Origin of the sequence: Microcoleus sp. A003_D6 (assembly GCF_036702825.1) — a bacterium.
GTDB lineage: Bacteria > Cyanobacteriota > Cyanobacteriia > Cyanobacteriales > Microcoleaceae > Microcoleus.
On record NZ_JAUBWA010000070.1, the window covers coordinates 22,220 to 38,145 of the forward strand.

Genomic DNA, 15,926 nt, shown 5'->3' on the forward strand with positions numbered 1-15,926 from the left:
TGATTCATCGGGATGTGCTTTTATCTCCCCCAAGATAAGTAGTCTTACCGTCCCTCCACAGGCGGTCGTCCTAGTTCCTAAGACCCATATTTTTTCTTGCAACACGTCCCGTTCAGCTTGGTTTTTGCATTGGGAGATAATGGTCAAGATACACCTATCATATCATTGATTCGTTATCACTCAATTTATTTTCTCACCTCACTTTCATCCCGTCACTCATCCTGTAAACAGATAGAGTGCGGGACTTCCCGTTCGCATTAGTTAAATCAGAGGGTGGCGGGTAGGGCCCTGATTGGGGTCGTAAATACCAGCCGTAGTATCAACGCCCGGAGTGCCGGGGGCGCCGTAATCAGCCCGAGCGCTATCGACACTGGGATAGTCGTAGGTGTTCCAATGCTGAATGCCTCCGCTGCTGAGAATTGTTTCAGCTTTAGCGACTTCTGCTTCGCTGCCGTCAAGGAGTACCAAATAATCTCCCCTGGCCACCCGATCGTTGTATACTTTAGCTTCCTCTTCGGGAATTCCCAAACCGACTAAAGCTCCGATCAAGCTGCCCGCAGCCGCACCCAAAGCTGTACCCGCGAGCGTAGTGGCGATCGTCGTAGCCGCAGCTCCTGCCAGCATAATCGGCCCGATTCCCGGAATTGCCACTAAGCCCAGACCCACCAACAAGCCCGTCAAACCGCCCAAAGTGCCACCTGTGAGCGCACCCTTGGTCGCCCCTTCATCAGCCTTGTTGTCCGCGCTATCGTGCACGTCAATCCCTGCGATGTCGCCTTTGGAATCAGCATCCTTAGCGATGACCGAAACCCGATCCATGTCGAAACCAGCAGTTCTAAGTTCTCCCAGCGCGTGTTCCGTCTCGCGGCGGGTGGAAAATACTCCCACCGCGCGCTTGTCGCGGGCCAAACCTCTGCGGCCGGTGTCTGCGGGCACATCGTAAATGCCCCAATCCTGAATGCCCCGCACGCTCAAAATTCCTTCGGCTGTGGCAATATCCGAATCGGTTCCTTCTATGAATACCAAATATTCTCCGCGCGAGATGCGATCGCTATAAACTTTTGCTCTTGATTCGGGAACTCCCAAACCGACCAAACCGCCGACCAAACCGCCCGCTGCTGCCCCAATTGCGCCTCCGACCACAGTATCTGCCAGTAGAGTCGCGAGCGCACCCCCCGCCATCACCGGGCCAACTCCCGGAATCGCCAGAGCCCCAATACTTCCGAGCAACCCAATCAAACCGCCCGTCACGACTCCCGCTGTCGCGCCTGCTTTTGCGCCGCCGCCCACTTTTTCGTCGGTACTCTTAGCAGCGCTAGCGCCCGCAATTTCGCTGCGATCGAGATTTTCCCCAACTACCGAAACTTTATTCATCGGAAACCCGGTACTTTGGAGTTCCGTCAGGGCTAGTTCCGTATCTCGGTAATTAGAAAATGCTCCTACAGCTCGCTTGTTTTGACCTAAAGCCATTTTTTTCTCCTTCAAAATAAACTACTTTTTCACATCCACAGAATTTATGCTCTGCTTGCTGTCAATCACATTTAGTCATTTTTTCCCAACAATTTTCATCGGTCGCTGGGAATAACCTCTGTCTCTATCTTCAGGCTGGTTTCCGACTAATTCTCAGGAATTGGCAATCGGAAAATTGGCAGACAAAATTGCGGATATTAGGCGAGTTTTGAGTTGGATTTTAGAGTGCGTGAATCTTAAACTCTTTAAATTAAAACCCCGCTACCCTAAAGAGTCCCCTAAGCGTTACGACCCGCTTTTAAAGCAATTATAAACTGCCCAACGTTCCCTCAATATTCATCCGTTAAATCCGTTACATAATCCGTTGCCGAACTTCCTTCTAATCTATGGTTGGCTGCTAGGCGATGCGGGTGCAGCGGGGGCGACAACAGCCGTAACATTCACCGTTTTGACACCCTTAATCTCTTTAGCTAGCGGCTCAATTTTAGCTAAATCAGTTTGATTTGGAACTGTGCCGCCTACGGTGACAGCCCCGTCTTTTGCCTCAACAGTTAGCTGACCTTTAGTGATGTTTACTTCCAACTTCGAGCGAACTTCACTTTTGAGGTCGCCATCGGCTCTAATTGCATCGCCGCCAGTCACATTGTTGCGCTGTTCTCTGGCCCTGATATCAGAATTTGCTTGTGCTTTGCGAATATCGCTAGTGGCGTCACCCTGAGTTTTTTGAACTGTCTCGGCTGGGGGCGGGGTGGTGGTATTTTCTGTGGTAGAATTAGGAGAATCAGCGCTAGTTTTAGCCCCTTCGGTGCAAGCAGCAGCTCCAAATAATAAAAGGCCGCTGAGGAGAATTGGTGTTAGTTTGTTCATAATATGTTAATACCCTCCGGGTAAGCTTTTGACGATCCAGACTTAGTTGACCCAGATGGATCGACACAGAATCTTTGTTTGTGCTTTGTGTGATTTAAAAATCATTATTTTAAGAATATAACTTTCACGAAGTATCTACATCGCTCCACGGGTGTAAATTTATCTATGCCGTTAGATAGAGTACAAAAAAAAAAATAAGGTCTTGAGTCAAATTTAACTTAATTTAGTTCTGAGCGTATTATTCCTCAGAAACCTGGTTGATGCCGACATTTTTGGTTGCCAAAGCCAATATTTTCGTAGAAACCAAGTTCAAGAGCGTAAATTTTCTTAATAAATTCGATCGCCATTCCCAACTAATTTTTCCCTTTTCCCTCTAACCTCAACATCCATCCGTTAAATCCGTTCAATCCCCTACACTGCTCCTTTCCGAACTTCCTGCTTCAAAACAAACGAAAAGAGTCGAGAAATTTTTGAGCGTTTTCTGGTTCAGGGGTAGTGACAACCAGCCCGTAAACGCGCGTTTCCACCAAAAAAACTTGACCTACACCTACAGGTTCAGTCGGGGAAAGCGGCTGAAACTCAAACTCTTTTCCCGGATAGCCTCCTAGGGAAATATCCCGCACCTGCAACAATTTAGCATTCGCCCCCACGACAAAGAAATCAACGGCATTATTTAAAGTAATTTTAATATTATTGTTGCTTTGCCGGAAATCTAGGTCAAAGTATTGAAGTAAATAACTTTCTTTGTTTTTTAAGACCGACCTGTATGCATGAGAGGTAATTTGAGTTGAAAAAGTTTCGGTATTCATTTTGGGAGTTCCCGGCATATCGATCGCAAACTGACCCATCGCCGAGCAAAATGGCTGCCACTCCGGCGCCTGAAGAGCGGCCCGCAGCGGGGCTGGTTGAGATGCAGCGGGACTGGCAAACTTGACAGGCGAGACAAGTAATGTAGCAGCAACTAGGAATAAATTTAGCAATTTCATTTTTATAAAAATTATATTAGCCCGATCGATCTGCGTTAGCCTAGAAATATATCCGCAAAGGGGGGATTTATGCTGAATATTATATTTACTCAACGGCGAGGCAACTCGATCGGGCAAGCTAAAACCAGTAAAACCAATAAAACCAATATACTCGCTGCTGTAAATACTTGGCTGGCTGTGTGTCTGCTGGCTGCTGTCACAGCTTGTGCAAACAGCCCCAACAGCAAGGCACTCGAAGAATCTTTAGCCGCCGATCCAAAATTACAGCAAAATCCAGTGGTTTTCTCTTCCCCACCACCAGCTACAGCCGTTGAAACAAACTCTACCGCCAAACTTCCTCCCGATTTCCCGACAGAGATTCCACTCTATCCTAATGCTCAGCTAATCGATGTTGGCGGGCCAACCGATCCGTCGCAAAAAAATGTGCGGCTGCGCTGGGAGAGCACAGATCCGGTTAATTCGGTTCAGAACTTTTACTCCACAGAGTTTGGGCGCAGCAACTGGGAAATAGTCAGCCGCCCAACCGCCGAGGGACAAGGTTCTTTAGTAGCAACCCGAGATAATTTGCGGGTAACAGTATCGCTTTCTCCTACTCAGAAAGTAGGGGGATCTACAGAATTTGCGATCGACTACAGCAAAGACAGTTCAGAAATAGCAGCCAGTCCTCAACCTAATAATTCCGAGTCTACCGCATCTCCAACACCTTCACCAACCCCATCTAATTCAGAGGTAACTACTCCAACGCCATCCGCCTCGCCAAAATCAGCAAAAGTTAGCCAACTAGATACCCAAATTCCTCAACAGTTGCGGCAGTATGTGGCAGATTTGACCGCGTTGGAAGTGCTGAAAGTGCGATCGACGGCAGAAAATGCTAATTTAGAAACTGCCAGCACTTTACCCAAACCCAACAACATTGTCACTCGCCGCGAATACGCCCGCTGGTTAGTAGCAGCCAACAATCAGATTTATGCTACCCGTCAAGCCAAACAAATTAGATTAGCAGTAGACTCTAGCGAACCGGCTTTTTCTGACGTACCCAAAACAGACCCGGATTTTTCAGCAATTCAAGGTTTAGCAGAAGCCGGTTTAATTCCGAGTGCGCTTTCAGGAGAAACTAAAGATGCGAAATTTCGCCCGGATGCACCTGTAACTCGCGAAACAATGATTCTCTGGAAAGTGCCATTAGATACTCGTCAAGTTTTGCCAACAGCTAACATTGACGGAGTGAAAGAAAAATGGGGTTTTCAAGATGCCTCTAAGATTGATTCCCAGGCCTCGCGGGCAATTTTAGCTGATTTTAACAATGGAGATTTGGCGAATATTCGCCGCGTTTTTGGTTTTACTACTCTGTTTCAGCCGAAGAAATCTGTGACTCGCGCCGAAGCTGCTGCTAGTTTATGGTATTTTGGCGTTCAAGATCAGGGATTGTCGGCTAAAGATGCCCTCGAAGCAAAGTCTCAACCTGCTCAATAGAGTTGTTGGGTGGTTAAAAGCGGTGAACAAAGCATCTACTTATCAATACCCAATAAACCGGGTTTTTTCTCTGTAACAAAACCCGGTTTCTGCGTCCAAGACTGACGAAATTTTACCAATTTTTGACCGAGCTGCGCGCGATCGCCCGCAACAAAAATTTCAGCTTGGATTTCTAGGATTTCTGTGAATATGATATCAATTCCGGTAACACCGGAATCATATAAACGCAGGACACGGCAGTGCCGTTTTCCTACCCCGATTAATTGTAGGGAAACGGCAGTGCCCTGTCCTGATTGTGGGTAATATAATTCCGATGCTACCGGATTTGATATGACTTATACTAATTCTCAAAACTCATGCAACAGTATCTGTAGTAGGGTGCGTCGCCACCCTTAAATCTTAAATAATATCCACAATCTTTGAGCGACGCACCGGTGCAGAATATTGAGCGTAAACAAACCCACACTCATTATTGTTGCAAAAATAACTAGGACGGGCAAGATGCCCATCCCACAAAATTTTTTTTCTTGTGGAATGGGCATCTTGCCCGTTCCAGAATTTGATTAAAAGGATTTTTGCAAGAGGTCTATTATTGTTGCAAGACGAGGCGAGAATTGGTATTACCCAGAAACCGAGTTTTATCTACAAAAATGTGCAGTAAAACGCGAGAGATATCGGTTAAAAACCCCGCTTCTTTAATCCCTCTGCGATCCTTCACCGTAAAAAATCCTTTCAAACACTATACATCCGCCTATACGGGATAGATTTTTTTTGCCTTAGTCTTAATTTCTGTATCCGGCCACACAACCGCTGCATTTTGCTGGCAAATTTTGTACGTATTTTAACTAACACTTTTCAAAACTCTCAGTATGATTCCGGATGCGGTAGCGACCTTAAGGATAAATGAAAAAGAGTGTTTGAGTTCTCTTGAGAGCGTTTTTCAATGTACAATATTAACCTATTTACCCCGCAAGACATAGCGAAATGCAGCTTAGTCCTGCGCCAGTTCGGTAGAAATACTGCTAGTATGGAAGCCAGCAGCCAGAAGATTGTTAAATATATTTACCAACATTTTTGCGATTCGCAAACGGGAGAAAACACCTGTGTTATGGTGCGTTTGTTCAAAACTCATCCCTACGGCGAATTAGAAGACTCATTGCAACAATCTGCCCGCTGCTTGATGAAGGGCAATTCCCCCGCCGCCGACATGAAATGCTGGACTCTGCTAGCAGCAGCAGGCACAGAACCGCAGTGGAATTCTCGGCATACAGCAGCAAAAAATCCAGCTATTCCATTAGTTAGCGCAAAATTAGTGGCTCAAATGCCGGCGATTTCGGAAATAATCGGGCAGTTCGGTTTAGACATTCCTACATTCCTCGGAATTGAGCGAGAAAGGTTCCTCCAATTAGAACCCGCAGTATTAAATATTTTTCACGTCCCAGAGGCAAAAGGCAGCCCCTTTATTCCCGAACAAGATTCCTTAATTATCCCCTACCAAGTCAAGTCTGTCTTGGGATTTGGGGGACTTCTGCGGTCGGGAAGTTTGTTTGCTGTAGTGATGTTCCTGAAAGTTAAAATTCCCGATCGCACGGCCCAAATGTTTAAACATTTGGCACTGAGTGTCAAAACAGCCCTGTCGCTTTCCGACGAAAAACTTGTATTTAATTCGTCAGAAAATGCTGTGAATTTTGTGAAAAATAACAATAGTTATGAAACCCAATTCCTGGAATATCAAGTTGCAATTCTGATTCAATTGCTGGATTTTTCGGAACAGGAAATGTTCAGGCAAGCAGCTCGTTTTCAACGGACAATTGACAAGTTGCAGCGCGAAATTGCCGATCGCAAAAACAAGGAACAAGCTTTGCAAACAAATCAAGATCAATTCACGGGCCTCCTCAATATTGCCGAAGATGCTATGGTTCGCGTCGCTGAAAATCATGGAATTCAGCGTTTCAATCAAGGCGAAGAACAGATTTAACCCAAGATATGTGTTTAGCAACCCGGTTTTTTTGAGAAACCGGGTTGCTTGGTGCTGTGTTTTTTGACTGCATTGAGAAGTGTCGAAAATTATATTATGCCGATCGCACAACGGCGATAAAATTGGTTGGTAGTGAGGACTTCAGCGGGTTCTAGATGCTAATATCGAGCCGTACCATTTATCTATTGGTATTTGCTTTCCGATCCGAAATCCTAAGTTTTCAATAACTTGTCGGGTTTCGGCGTGAGTGTGACCAGTCCACAAGTGATATTCTAAAGAAAGGTTTTGCACGAGTTGCTAAGTATCTCGATCTTCAAATAACAGCCATTCTGCGCCTTCGCAGTCTACTTTGGCTAAATCGACGCTGCCGCCAATTCGCTCGATCGCCCTTTTCAACGATACCATCGGTATGTCGCCGCTTTCGCTGACAGTCGATCGACTTTTTCCCGATACTTCCCGAATGTCGAGGACTACTTTACCATCTCGGTCTCCTACAGCTTCCATAAAATATGTAAAATTTGCGATTTGAGATTAGACCTCTTGTTGCAAAAATCCTTTCATCAATTGATGGGACGGGCCCCAGATCCCGTCCCACAAGAGTTATTTTTTATTGTGGGATGGGCCCCAGATCCCGTCCTAATTATTTTTGCAAGAGGTCTATTAAAAAGCCAGATATCGCAATAAAATTGGTAGACAAATGTCTGGAGAGAGGCTTACGACCAGGAGTAGTATTAGTAGATGCCGGGTATGGATCGACAATTTCTTGAAGCAATTAAAATTAAAAAAGTTAAAATATATAGCCGAATTAGCGAAAACCCCCTTCACACAAGAGCCTTACTAAAAATATTTTTTAATATTAGTTATTAGTCAGCAATTAGTAGTTATTAGTCAGATGACCGAAGGAAAAGGGAAGAATATCTAGTTTTGCAGTCTTGCCTGTTTATTTGCTAAGCTAGAGCTTGCGCTCTGTCATCAATAAACCTTAGATTTATGCACAGGCTATTAACTGGGAAATTGCGGGTAGACTATTTAACAATACCGATCGCCAATCTGCCAGCAAATCTATCCGGTACTAAAATTGTACAGCTTACTGACTTTCACTATGACGGGGTGCGGCTGTCGGAATGGTTGCTTGAAGAGGCGATTGCGGCGGCCAATGAAGCTGAACCAGACCTGATTTTTTTAACCGGCGATTTTATTACTTACGACCCCGCACCTATTTACGGCTTAGTGCAGCGATTGAAAAATTTGCAAAGTCGGGCGGGAATTTACGCAGTTTTGGGCAATCACGACCATTATTACCCAGGGGCAAAAAGAGAGGTTGCTAATGCTTTAAATAGCGTCGGGATTCGGGTTTTGTACAACGAAGCAATCTATCCTTTGGGGTATGAATTGGCTTTAGTTGGGTTTGCAGATTTTTGGTCGGGCGATTTTGCCCCTAAACCTGTAATGGCATCAATAAATCCTGCGATTCCTCGGATTGTATTGTCTCACAATCCTGATACTGCTGAAAAGCTGCAAAAATGGCGGATTGATTTGCAGTTTTCTGGGCACACTCACGGCGGTCAAATCGTGATTCCAGGTATCGGGCCTTTGTACGCTTGGGTCAGAAAAATTGGCTATTGGATTCCTGAACCAATACGAAAGTGGATTCCTTATCTGTCAGCTTGCGATCGAGTAGTTACTCACTGGGAATGGGCTAGCGGTTTGCATCGGGTTGGGAGTAATTTGCTGTACGTGAATCGCGGTTTGGGAACTTATGCGCCAGGGAGGCTATTTTGTCCGCCAGAGGTGACAGTAATTACTTTGGTTTGTCAAGAAGACTCGGCGGTTGAAACCGCGTTTATACAGACAAAACCCGCCTCCGCGGGTTGAAGACTGGACGGTTAAAATTAGGTTGTTTTCTTCAGTCCGCGGAGGCGGACTTAGTTTGACAAGACGCGGTTTCAACCGCCGTCCTATCTTCTCCAAAGCGATAGCCTCTGCCGTAGACTGTGTGGATTAGCACGTATTCGCCCCGGGCCTCTATTTTGCGCCGCAGCAGGCGAATTTGAGCTGCTAATACGTTGCTGCTGGGTTTTTCTGCTTCACTCCACAAATATTGGTGGATTTGTTCGTGTGTTAGCAATTGACCGGGATGGCGCATTAAGTATTCTAATAACTGACATTCTTTTTCTGATAAGTCAATTGTGCGATCGCCCCGATAAGCTAATTGATTGTCGTAGTCTAGCTGTAAGTCTGCAACTTGCAGCCGCCCGACAGCAACCTCGGCATCAAAAGTAGGAGGCCGCCGCAGCAAGGCGCGGACTCTGGCTAGCAGTTCTCGCAGTTCAAAAGGTTTGACTAAATAGTCGTCTGCACCAGCGTCGAGTCCTTGTACGCGATCGTCTACGGTATCTTTGGCGGTGAGAAATAGCACTGGCGTATTCCGTCCTTGCGATCGCAACTTCTGGCAAATTGCCAGTCCGGTTTGTTTCGGCAGCATCCAATCCAAAATTAGCAAATCGTAATTTCCCTGCATTGCTAAATTGCTGCCAGTTGCTCCGTCAAATGCCACATCAACTGTATAACCTTCGCGGCTTAAGACTCGACTCAAAGGGTCAGTTAACTCAACTTCATCATCAACTAAAAGAATCCGCATCCTGATTTCAAATTTGAGATTTTAGATTTGAGATTTTAGGTTAAGTAAACTGATTATTGCTACATTTTAAAGTGTGCAATACTTTCCGATTCGCTGTAAGCTGCGGCTACCCACTCCTGGATTGCAGGCAGTGCCAAAATCGCATCAGCATAAGCTTTTGCTTCGGAATCTAATTTGACTCCGTAAGTAACGAAACGCATGACAACGGGGGCAAACATAGCGTCAACAACTGTGAATTTTCCGAACAGCATATCGCCGCCTGTTCCGAATTTTTGGCGGCACTCGCGCCAAATGGCAAAGATGCGATCGATCTCTGCTTCGACACCGAGAGTCATTCCTTCTCCGGGATAGCGGTTGCGGCAGTCCATCGGCATATTTTCGCGCAAATTTTGGAATCCCGCGTGCATTTCGGCGCTGATGGAACGGGCGATCGCCCGTTGCGCTACATCGGCCGGCCACAAATCATTCGCAAAGCGATCGGCAATGTATTCGCAAATTGCTAAAGATTCCCACACTTTCAGGTCGCCGTCGATTAAAACTGGCACTTTTCTAGAAGGGGAATAGCGCCGAATTTCTTCATGGGTTGTCGGCCAGCCTAAAGGGATTCTCACCTCGGCAAATTCCAGTCCAGCTTGTTTCATCGCCAGCCAAGCACGCAGCGACCAAGAGGAATAATTTTTGTTACCAATAACAAGTGTCAGTTCGGTCATAGTTTAGCTGTCAGTTATTTGCGATCGCCCGTTAAATTTTAAGCTTTAGAGTTGAATAGACCTCTTGCAAAAGTCCTTTTAATCAAATTTTGGAACGGGCTCTCCGGCCCGTTCCACAAGGAAAAATGTTTTTTGTGGGATGGGCATCTTGCCGTCCTAGTTATTTTTGCAAGAGGTCTAATGCACAAAGGCGTGACACTGAATGGCGATCCTGTTCGAGGATCGTCGAGTTCTGCGCACCAGCCTCTGCAAGCATTTTACATTAACAGCCTCCTAGCGTTCCGCGTTTTTCTGCAAACTTCGATCGGGCGGCGCGATCGAACACGCTTGATTTCACATGGGATGAGAAGCCTCTGTCCCTGGGGGTTCTGGCGCGGTTAACGCTAGGTACGGCTACTGTATAGTCCATTTCCTCGTCCTCTAGACCGCCGCCTGAGAGGATTTCATCTACTGTAATTTTTTTTAGGGAATCCGGGTCTACACTGTGCAATTCTACGTCAAATTCTTGACTGTCAAACTTTCGATTGTTTTCCCTACTGACCGCCATAAAAAAAGTGAGTCTATAAAAAGTTATTAAATATAATATATACCCAAACAAAGGATCGAGCAATACCCGAAATTTATTTTTCGCTGTGAACTCTATGTGTTATTCTGAGTTTGGTAAAAGCTGTTTCTGCTTGTACCGCGATCGCCCCCTTCCCAAATTGAGCAATTTACACTCTAAAAATTGACATGATTACTGTTGCACTTCCCAAAGGCGGACTGTTAGGAGATAGCATTCGGCTGTTTAAATCGGTTGGATTAGACTTCAGTGCTTTTCTCGATTCCTCTAACCGCCAACTTCAAATTTATGACCCTACCGGAACTGCAAAAGCTTTGCTAGTAAGGACGCACGACGTGCCGGTTTATGTGGAATACGGTCAAGCTGATTTGGGGATTGCCGGTTATGATGTTTTGCGGGAAAAAAATCCGAAAGTTGCCAATTTAATTGATTTAAAATTTGGCAAGTGTCGGCTGTCGGTGGCGGTGAAAGAGTCTAGTTCTTATCGACGAACGGTAGATTTGCCTCCTCACGGTAGAGTTGCTTCTAAGTTCGTACACTGTGCGAGGGAATATTTTCACAATTTGAATTTGCCCGTGGAAATTGTGCCGCTTTACGGTTCTGTGGAGTTGGGGCCGATTACAGGTATGTCGGAGGCAATTGTGGATTTGGTTTCGACTGGCAAAACTTTGCGGGAAAATGGTTTGGTAGAAATTGATGTTTTGTTTGAAAGTTCGGCTTATTTGATCGGTCATCCTTTGAGTTACCGTTTGAATGCGGGAGGGGTTAATGAGTTGATTGGGAAGTTGAGAGAGCAAGTTTTGACTGCTGTTTGATGGTCTAAAATTAGCGAACGAGTGATATTAATTCCGGTTGGATCGGAATTAATATGACCCGAAATCAGGACACGGCGCCGTGCCGTTTCCCTACAATTCATCTGGCGCGCAAGAAACGGCAGTGCCGTGTCCTCTATCTCATTCCGGCGCAGCCGGAATTGATATGATATTTAGCTCAATTCTGAGCTGCTATTTGGAGGTATTAAACCTAGTTTTTCCTGGCAGCGGTTGATATAAAAACTGACCACTGTATCAGCAGGGTTTTGTTCGATTAGTTGCTGAAAATATCTCAAGGCGGCGACAAATCTTTCGGATTGCCATCCTTGAATTCCTTTGTCAAATAAAACCTGGGTAAGCTGCTTTGCTTCTGAGTCTGGACTGGAGGCTGCCCAGATTTCGTAGATTTCAATAGCTTGCTGCTTGCCGCGCGGGGTTACTCGATCGATCCAGCGATAGTAATAATTGTTTCTTGGCGATTCGCTGTCTGCCGCAGTCGCCTGATTCGTAGAAATCGTACTCTCCTGTGTTTCCACTTCCAAGTCGCACTTTAATAATAGACTTTCTTTTAAGTTTGAGTTCGGACTTATGCCATTTAGGAATTCTCTTGCATGAACGATCGCCTTTTCGCTAACAATAATTTGGCAGCCGTATATTTTAGTTAAATTCTCTAACCGAGAAGCTGTATTTACCACATCGCCGATGACTGTAGAGTCCATCCGGCGGTCGGAGCCCAAGGTGCCGATCATGCCGATACCTGTATGAATTCCCGTACCGATATTGACTGGAGATTCTAAATTGTATTTGTGGCGGCTGGCATTAAATTCCTGCAAACTTTCTTGCATTGCTACTGCCGCTTCGATCGCATCCAGAGCGTGAGAATTCGGCTTGTCAAATACTGCCATGATGGCATCGCCGAGGTATTTGTCAATAAACCCGCCGTGGGACGTTATGCAATCGTTCATTTGAGTAAAAAAAGCGTTCAACCATTCAAAAGTCTCGCGAGCTTCTTGAGATTCTGCGATCGCAGTAAACCCGCGAATGTCGCAAAATAAAATAGTCAGCTCTTCTTCTGTGACATTGCCCAACTGAATCGATTCTATTCCTTGCGGTGCAATTCGTTCGAGAAGTTGCTCCGGCACAAATAGGTGAAATTTTTCGGAAAGATATTCGTTGGCCTCCCAAGCTGCGGCGATTTGGCGTTTGCTTTGCTCTTTTACCTGCTGGTTGAATTGAGAAGATACAGCTTGCGATCGCATTTGGCTCAACTGCAAAACATTTTCAACTTTCGCCAGCAACAAGCGACTGTTAAAAGGCTTGGTTAAATAATCATCTGCCATCATTTCCAACCCTCTGAGGCGAGATGTATCGTCATCGAGGGCAGTCAAAAAAATCACCGGTACAGTTTGCAATGTTGTATCGTTCCGCAGGATCTCGCACACATCAAAACCGTCCATCTCCGGCATCATAATATCCAGTAAAATTAAATCGGGTCGAGATGCGCGGGCGAGGGAGAGCGCTTCAGCGCCAGATTGCGCCGATACTGTGGCGTATCCTTCCAGGCGCAATAACTCTTCGAGTAAAATCACATTAGCTGGCTCGTCATCAACCAACATGATGCAGGGCGACTTGTTTGACATGGAATATGATATATATTGAATTTAGCTCGGGACTGGCGCGTGTAGATGATCTAAACCTGGTGGATTCGTGTATTTCTAGTTATTAAATTCGATATTTTTCTTAGGAACCGCGTTTCTGAGGCAAGTGTGCGCAAGTCCTATAGATATTTATCTACTATTGAGTTTAACCTTTCTGGTTATCAATTATTATAAATGCCAGTGCTGGAACTGCAAATAATTATTGTTAGGTGAGAAAAGAACGGACTGTAGCGATCGTCAAATTCAAATCCAGCGGCTTGCTCAAATAACCAGAAGCGCCAGCTTCCAAACATCGATCGCGATCGCCTGGCATCGCCATCGCCGTCACTGCAATCATCGGTACCGACTCCCAGACAGGATCTGCTTTAACTCGGCGCATCAACTCAAAGCCGTCAACATCCGGCAACTGAATGTCCATCAAAATCAAATCCGGCAGCAAATCCGGCGCAGTAGAGGCGGCGAGAATACGATCGAGCATCGCCTTCCCATCCGCGAGAATCTCTACCCCGTACCCCTCCAATTCCATCACCTCAGAAATTAACATTTGGTTAAAAGGCTGGTCTTCGAGAACCAAAATCCGCTTGCAGCCAATTGGTAAAGCAATCGCAGAAGCAGGAACTAACTTGGAATCCAAGGCACAAGCAGCAAAGTTTCTCAACTCTTGACGCATCTCCGTCAAAGGCAGCCAAACGCGGAAAAGACTTCCGCGATCGCAAACAGATTGAAAAGAAACAGTTCCCCCGTGCAATTCTGCCAGACGCTTAGTCAAAGCCAAACCCAAACCTGTACCTTCGTGGCGCCTGGTCAGGGAAGAATCCACCTGTTGAAAAGGTCGAAATAGCAAGTGCCAGCGGTCTTGAGGAATGCCGATGCCGGAGTCTTTCACCTCAAAACAAAAATAAGGAGTGCTGGCATTTACAGGAGAACAATCCGGCCGGTAGTCGCCGTTTATTTCGCTGCCGTAGACCAGACGCCCGCTGAGTTTAACTTGTCCCTGCTCTGGGGTAAATTTGATGGCATTGGAAAGTAAATTAATCACAATTTGTCGTACTCGCCGTTCGTCGAGCAAAACTTTAGTAATGCGGTAGTCGAGTTCTAAAGACAAACCTATCCGCTTTTTGTCGGCCCGCGGCTGCATCATTTTCAGACAGTCTGTCGCGAGTTCGTGAACGCGAACCGGTTGTAAATTGAGTTCTACTTTCCCCGCTTCAATTTTAGAAAGGTCGAGAATATCGTTAATTAGCTGCAACAAGTGCTGGCCGCTTTTTTCGATCAGTTCTACATAGTTGATTTGTCGATCGCTCAACTTTCCGGCTGTTTGCCGCAGCAGCAAGTCAGAAAAGCCGAGAATGCTGTTGAGAGGCGTCCGCAATTCGTGGGACATCGAGGCTAAAAACTCAGATTTCAACTGAGAAGAATACTCTAATTGTTTGTTAACTTGGCGCAGATTTTCTTGTGTCTGGGCCCGCTCGATCGCCGCCCCCATAGTCCGGCAAGCTGCCTCCAGAACTTCTTGGTTGAGGGCAGTTTGCAGTTTTTTGACGTTGCGGGACTCCAGCGTCAGTACGCCGATAATCGTGCCGTTGGTAGCTGCGATCGGAAAAATGCCCAGTTGTCCGATTCCCGGATGCCGAAATTCCGGCACGGCATTGGGATGTTGGGCATAATCCTCGACGAACAAAGGTTGACCGGTTTTCACCACTTCCCACAGCAAACCGGTGCCGTAGGGAATACCTTTGTCGAGCAATTCTTGCATTTCTGCGGTTACTGGTTCTCCGTAAGTAGCCAAAAATTGACTAGAAACTTGGCTGTAAATCGCCGTCGCTTGCCGGTCATTTCCCTTGTCGCTAATCACCTTGACATCTCCGAAAGCTGCATTCATTGCCTCTACCAGATAGGTGAGGGCAAATTGACCTATTTCTTGCAAACTGTGAGAGTTTTGCAGCCGTTCAGTTAAACCTAACAGAAATGTCAGCCGCCGGACTTCTGCGTTCAAGCTAGCTTGGGAGTTTTGGTATACCGTAACGTCTCGAAAGGTAAACAGCCGTCCGCCGCTGTTGGTAATTGTGGCGCACACCTCCAAACAAACCGCATTGGATTGCTCGAAATAAAATGATAAACTTTCATCCTGAGATTTTTCCAGTGCTTGCTGAAACTGTTGCCACTGCTGAAGGGACAAGTAACCCCGATCGACAATTTCCGCAAACAGCACATCGCACTTGGGCTTTGTTGCGAGCCATTCTGGGGACAGTTCCCAGATTCCGGCCAATTTTTTGTTAAACAAAACTAAGCAGTCATACGAGTCGAACAGAGCGATCGCATTGTCTACTTGATTGAGAATTAGTTCTTGGTCTGCCCTCAACTGCTGCCAGTCTATCTCCATTTTATTTGTGTCTTTAGCTCTTAGTTTTGTTGTCATAACTTTCTACGGATATGGCAAGACTGCTTCGATCACCTTTTACTTAATGTGACATAATTTTAGCTTTTTGGGCAGTGAGGGGAGCGATCGGCCTTGTGATCTGAAACACTTGCTGATTTCCGAGGGCGATCGGAGCCACCTTTTAAATGCGTCCGCTACACTGCTTAATCATGAGGTAATAAGAAAGCAAAATCATGACAGAAAGAGAATCTTTTAATCACAATGCTGTCGAAGTTGATGGCATCCGATTTGAAACTATTTTACCCAACCGTGCAGGGGGAACGCATCTTATTGAACACTGTTCATCAGTGATGAGTATATTTTAAGATAAATTCACCATTGTTAGAAGC

13 protein-coding genes and 1 pseudogene are annotated in these 15,926 nt (G+C 45.9%); 5 read left to right on the forward strand and 9 right to left on the reverse strand.

All coding sequences use genetic code 11. From position 1 onward, the window contains the following. Positions 1 to 261: 261 nt before the first annotated feature. From QUB70_RS19395 to QUB70_RS19405, 3 genes are all read right to left on the reverse strand, one after another. Entirely contained in the window at positions 262 to 1,470 is a 1,209-nt protein-coding gene (locus QUB70_RS19395) for a general stress protein (RefSeq protein WP_332982822.1), read from the reverse strand. A 384-nt stretch (positions 1,471 to 1,854) separates the two neighbouring features. Beyond that, positions 1,855 to 2,337, reverse strand: a complete 483-nt coding sequence (locus QUB70_RS19400) for a BON domain-containing protein (RefSeq protein ID WP_332982823.1) — start codon at positions 2,335 to 2,337, stop codon at positions 1,855 to 1,857. A 440-nt stretch (positions 2,338 to 2,777) separates the two neighbouring features. Next, positions 2,778 to 3,323 carry a hypothetical protein gene (locus QUB70_RS19405; RefSeq protein ID WP_332982824.1) on the reverse strand — a complete coding sequence of 182 codons (546 nt, stop codon included), beginning with the start codon at positions 3,321 to 3,323 and terminating at the stop codon, positions 2,778 to 2,780. A gap of 69 nt (positions 3,324 to 3,392) precedes the next feature. On the opposite strand from QUB70_RS19405, the gene QUB70_RS19410 reads away from it, so the two are divergent. Continuing rightward, the gene (locus tag QUB70_RS19410) at positions 3,393 to 4,796 is read left to right on the forward strand and encodes an S-layer homology domain-containing protein (RefSeq protein ID WP_332982826.1); all 1,404 of its coding nucleotides are present in this window, start codon (positions 3,393 to 3,395) and stop codon (positions 4,794 to 4,796) included. A gap of 943 nt (positions 4,797 to 5,739) precedes the next feature. Beyond that, positions 5,740 to 6,774: a histidine kinase gene (locus tag QUB70_RS19415; RefSeq protein ID WP_332982828.1), complete on the forward strand. Its 1,035-nt coding sequence runs from the start codon at positions 5,740 to 5,742 to the stop codon at positions 6,772 to 6,774. A gap of 297 nt (positions 6,775 to 7,071) precedes the next feature. On the opposite strand, the gene QUB70_RS19420 is transcribed toward QUB70_RS19415, so the two are convergent. After that, entirely contained in the window at positions 7,072 to 7,278 is a 207-nt protein-coding gene (locus tag QUB70_RS19420) for a hypothetical protein (RefSeq protein ID WP_332982830.1), read from the reverse strand. 158 nt (positions 7,279 to 7,436) lie between these two features. On the opposite strand from QUB70_RS19420, the pseudogene QUB70_RS19425 reads away from it, so the two are divergent. Then, positions 7,437 to 7,588, forward strand: a pseudogene (locus QUB70_RS19425) (transposase); the annotation flags it as partial. Positions 7,589 to 7,764: 176 nt separating this feature from the next. Beyond that, positions 7,765 to 8,649: a metallophosphoesterase gene (locus QUB70_RS19430; protein WP_332982831.1), complete on the forward strand. Its 885-nt coding sequence runs from the start codon at positions 7,765 to 7,767 to the stop codon at positions 8,647 to 8,649. A 31-nt stretch (positions 8,650 to 8,680) separates the two neighbouring features. Here the strand turns inward: QUB70_RS19430 and rppA are convergent, their stop codons facing one another. The 3 genes from rppA to QUB70_RS19445 form a co-directional block, all read right to left on the reverse strand. Beyond that, the gene (gene rppA / locus QUB70_RS19435; protein WP_332982832.1) at positions 8,681 to 9,415 is read right to left on the reverse strand and encodes a two-component system response regulator RppA; all 735 of its coding nucleotides are present in this window, start codon (positions 9,413 to 9,415) and stop codon (positions 8,681 to 8,683) included. A gap of 59 nt (positions 9,416 to 9,474) precedes the next feature. Next, complete coding sequence (locus QUB70_RS19440; protein WP_332982834.1) at positions 9,475 to 10,125, reverse strand: glutathione S-transferase family protein; 651 nt, start codon at positions 10,123 to 10,125, stop codon at positions 9,475 to 9,477. A gap of 262 nt (positions 10,126 to 10,387) precedes the next feature. Beyond that, positions 10,388 to 10,672, reverse strand: a complete 285-nt coding sequence (locus QUB70_RS19445; RefSeq protein WP_332982835.1) for a hypothetical protein — start codon at positions 10,670 to 10,672, stop codon at positions 10,388 to 10,390. Between the two features lie 185 nt (positions 10,673 to 10,857). On the opposite strand from QUB70_RS19445, the gene hisG reads away from it, so the two are divergent. Continuing rightward, positions 10,858 to 11,502, forward strand: a complete 645-nt coding sequence (gene hisG / locus QUB70_RS19450; protein ID WP_332982837.1) for an ATP phosphoribosyltransferase — start codon at positions 10,858 to 10,860, stop codon at positions 11,500 to 11,502. A gap of 170 nt (positions 11,503 to 11,672) precedes the next feature. Here the strand turns inward: hisG and QUB70_RS19455 are convergent, their stop codons facing one another. Together QUB70_RS19455 and QUB70_RS19460 are read right to left on the reverse strand one after the other, a co-directional pair. Continuing rightward, the gene (locus QUB70_RS19455; protein ID WP_332982838.1) at positions 11,673 to 13,139 is read right to left on the reverse strand and encodes a response regulator; all 1,467 of its coding nucleotides are present in this window, start codon (positions 13,137 to 13,139) and stop codon (positions 11,673 to 11,675) included. Between the two features lie 223 nt (positions 13,140 to 13,362). Further along, positions 13,363 to 15,576, reverse strand: a complete 2,214-nt coding sequence (locus QUB70_RS19460) for a hybrid sensor histidine kinase/response regulator (RefSeq protein ID WP_332982839.1) — start codon at positions 15,574 to 15,576, stop codon at positions 13,363 to 13,365. Positions 15,577 to 15,926 lie beyond the last annotated feature (350 nt).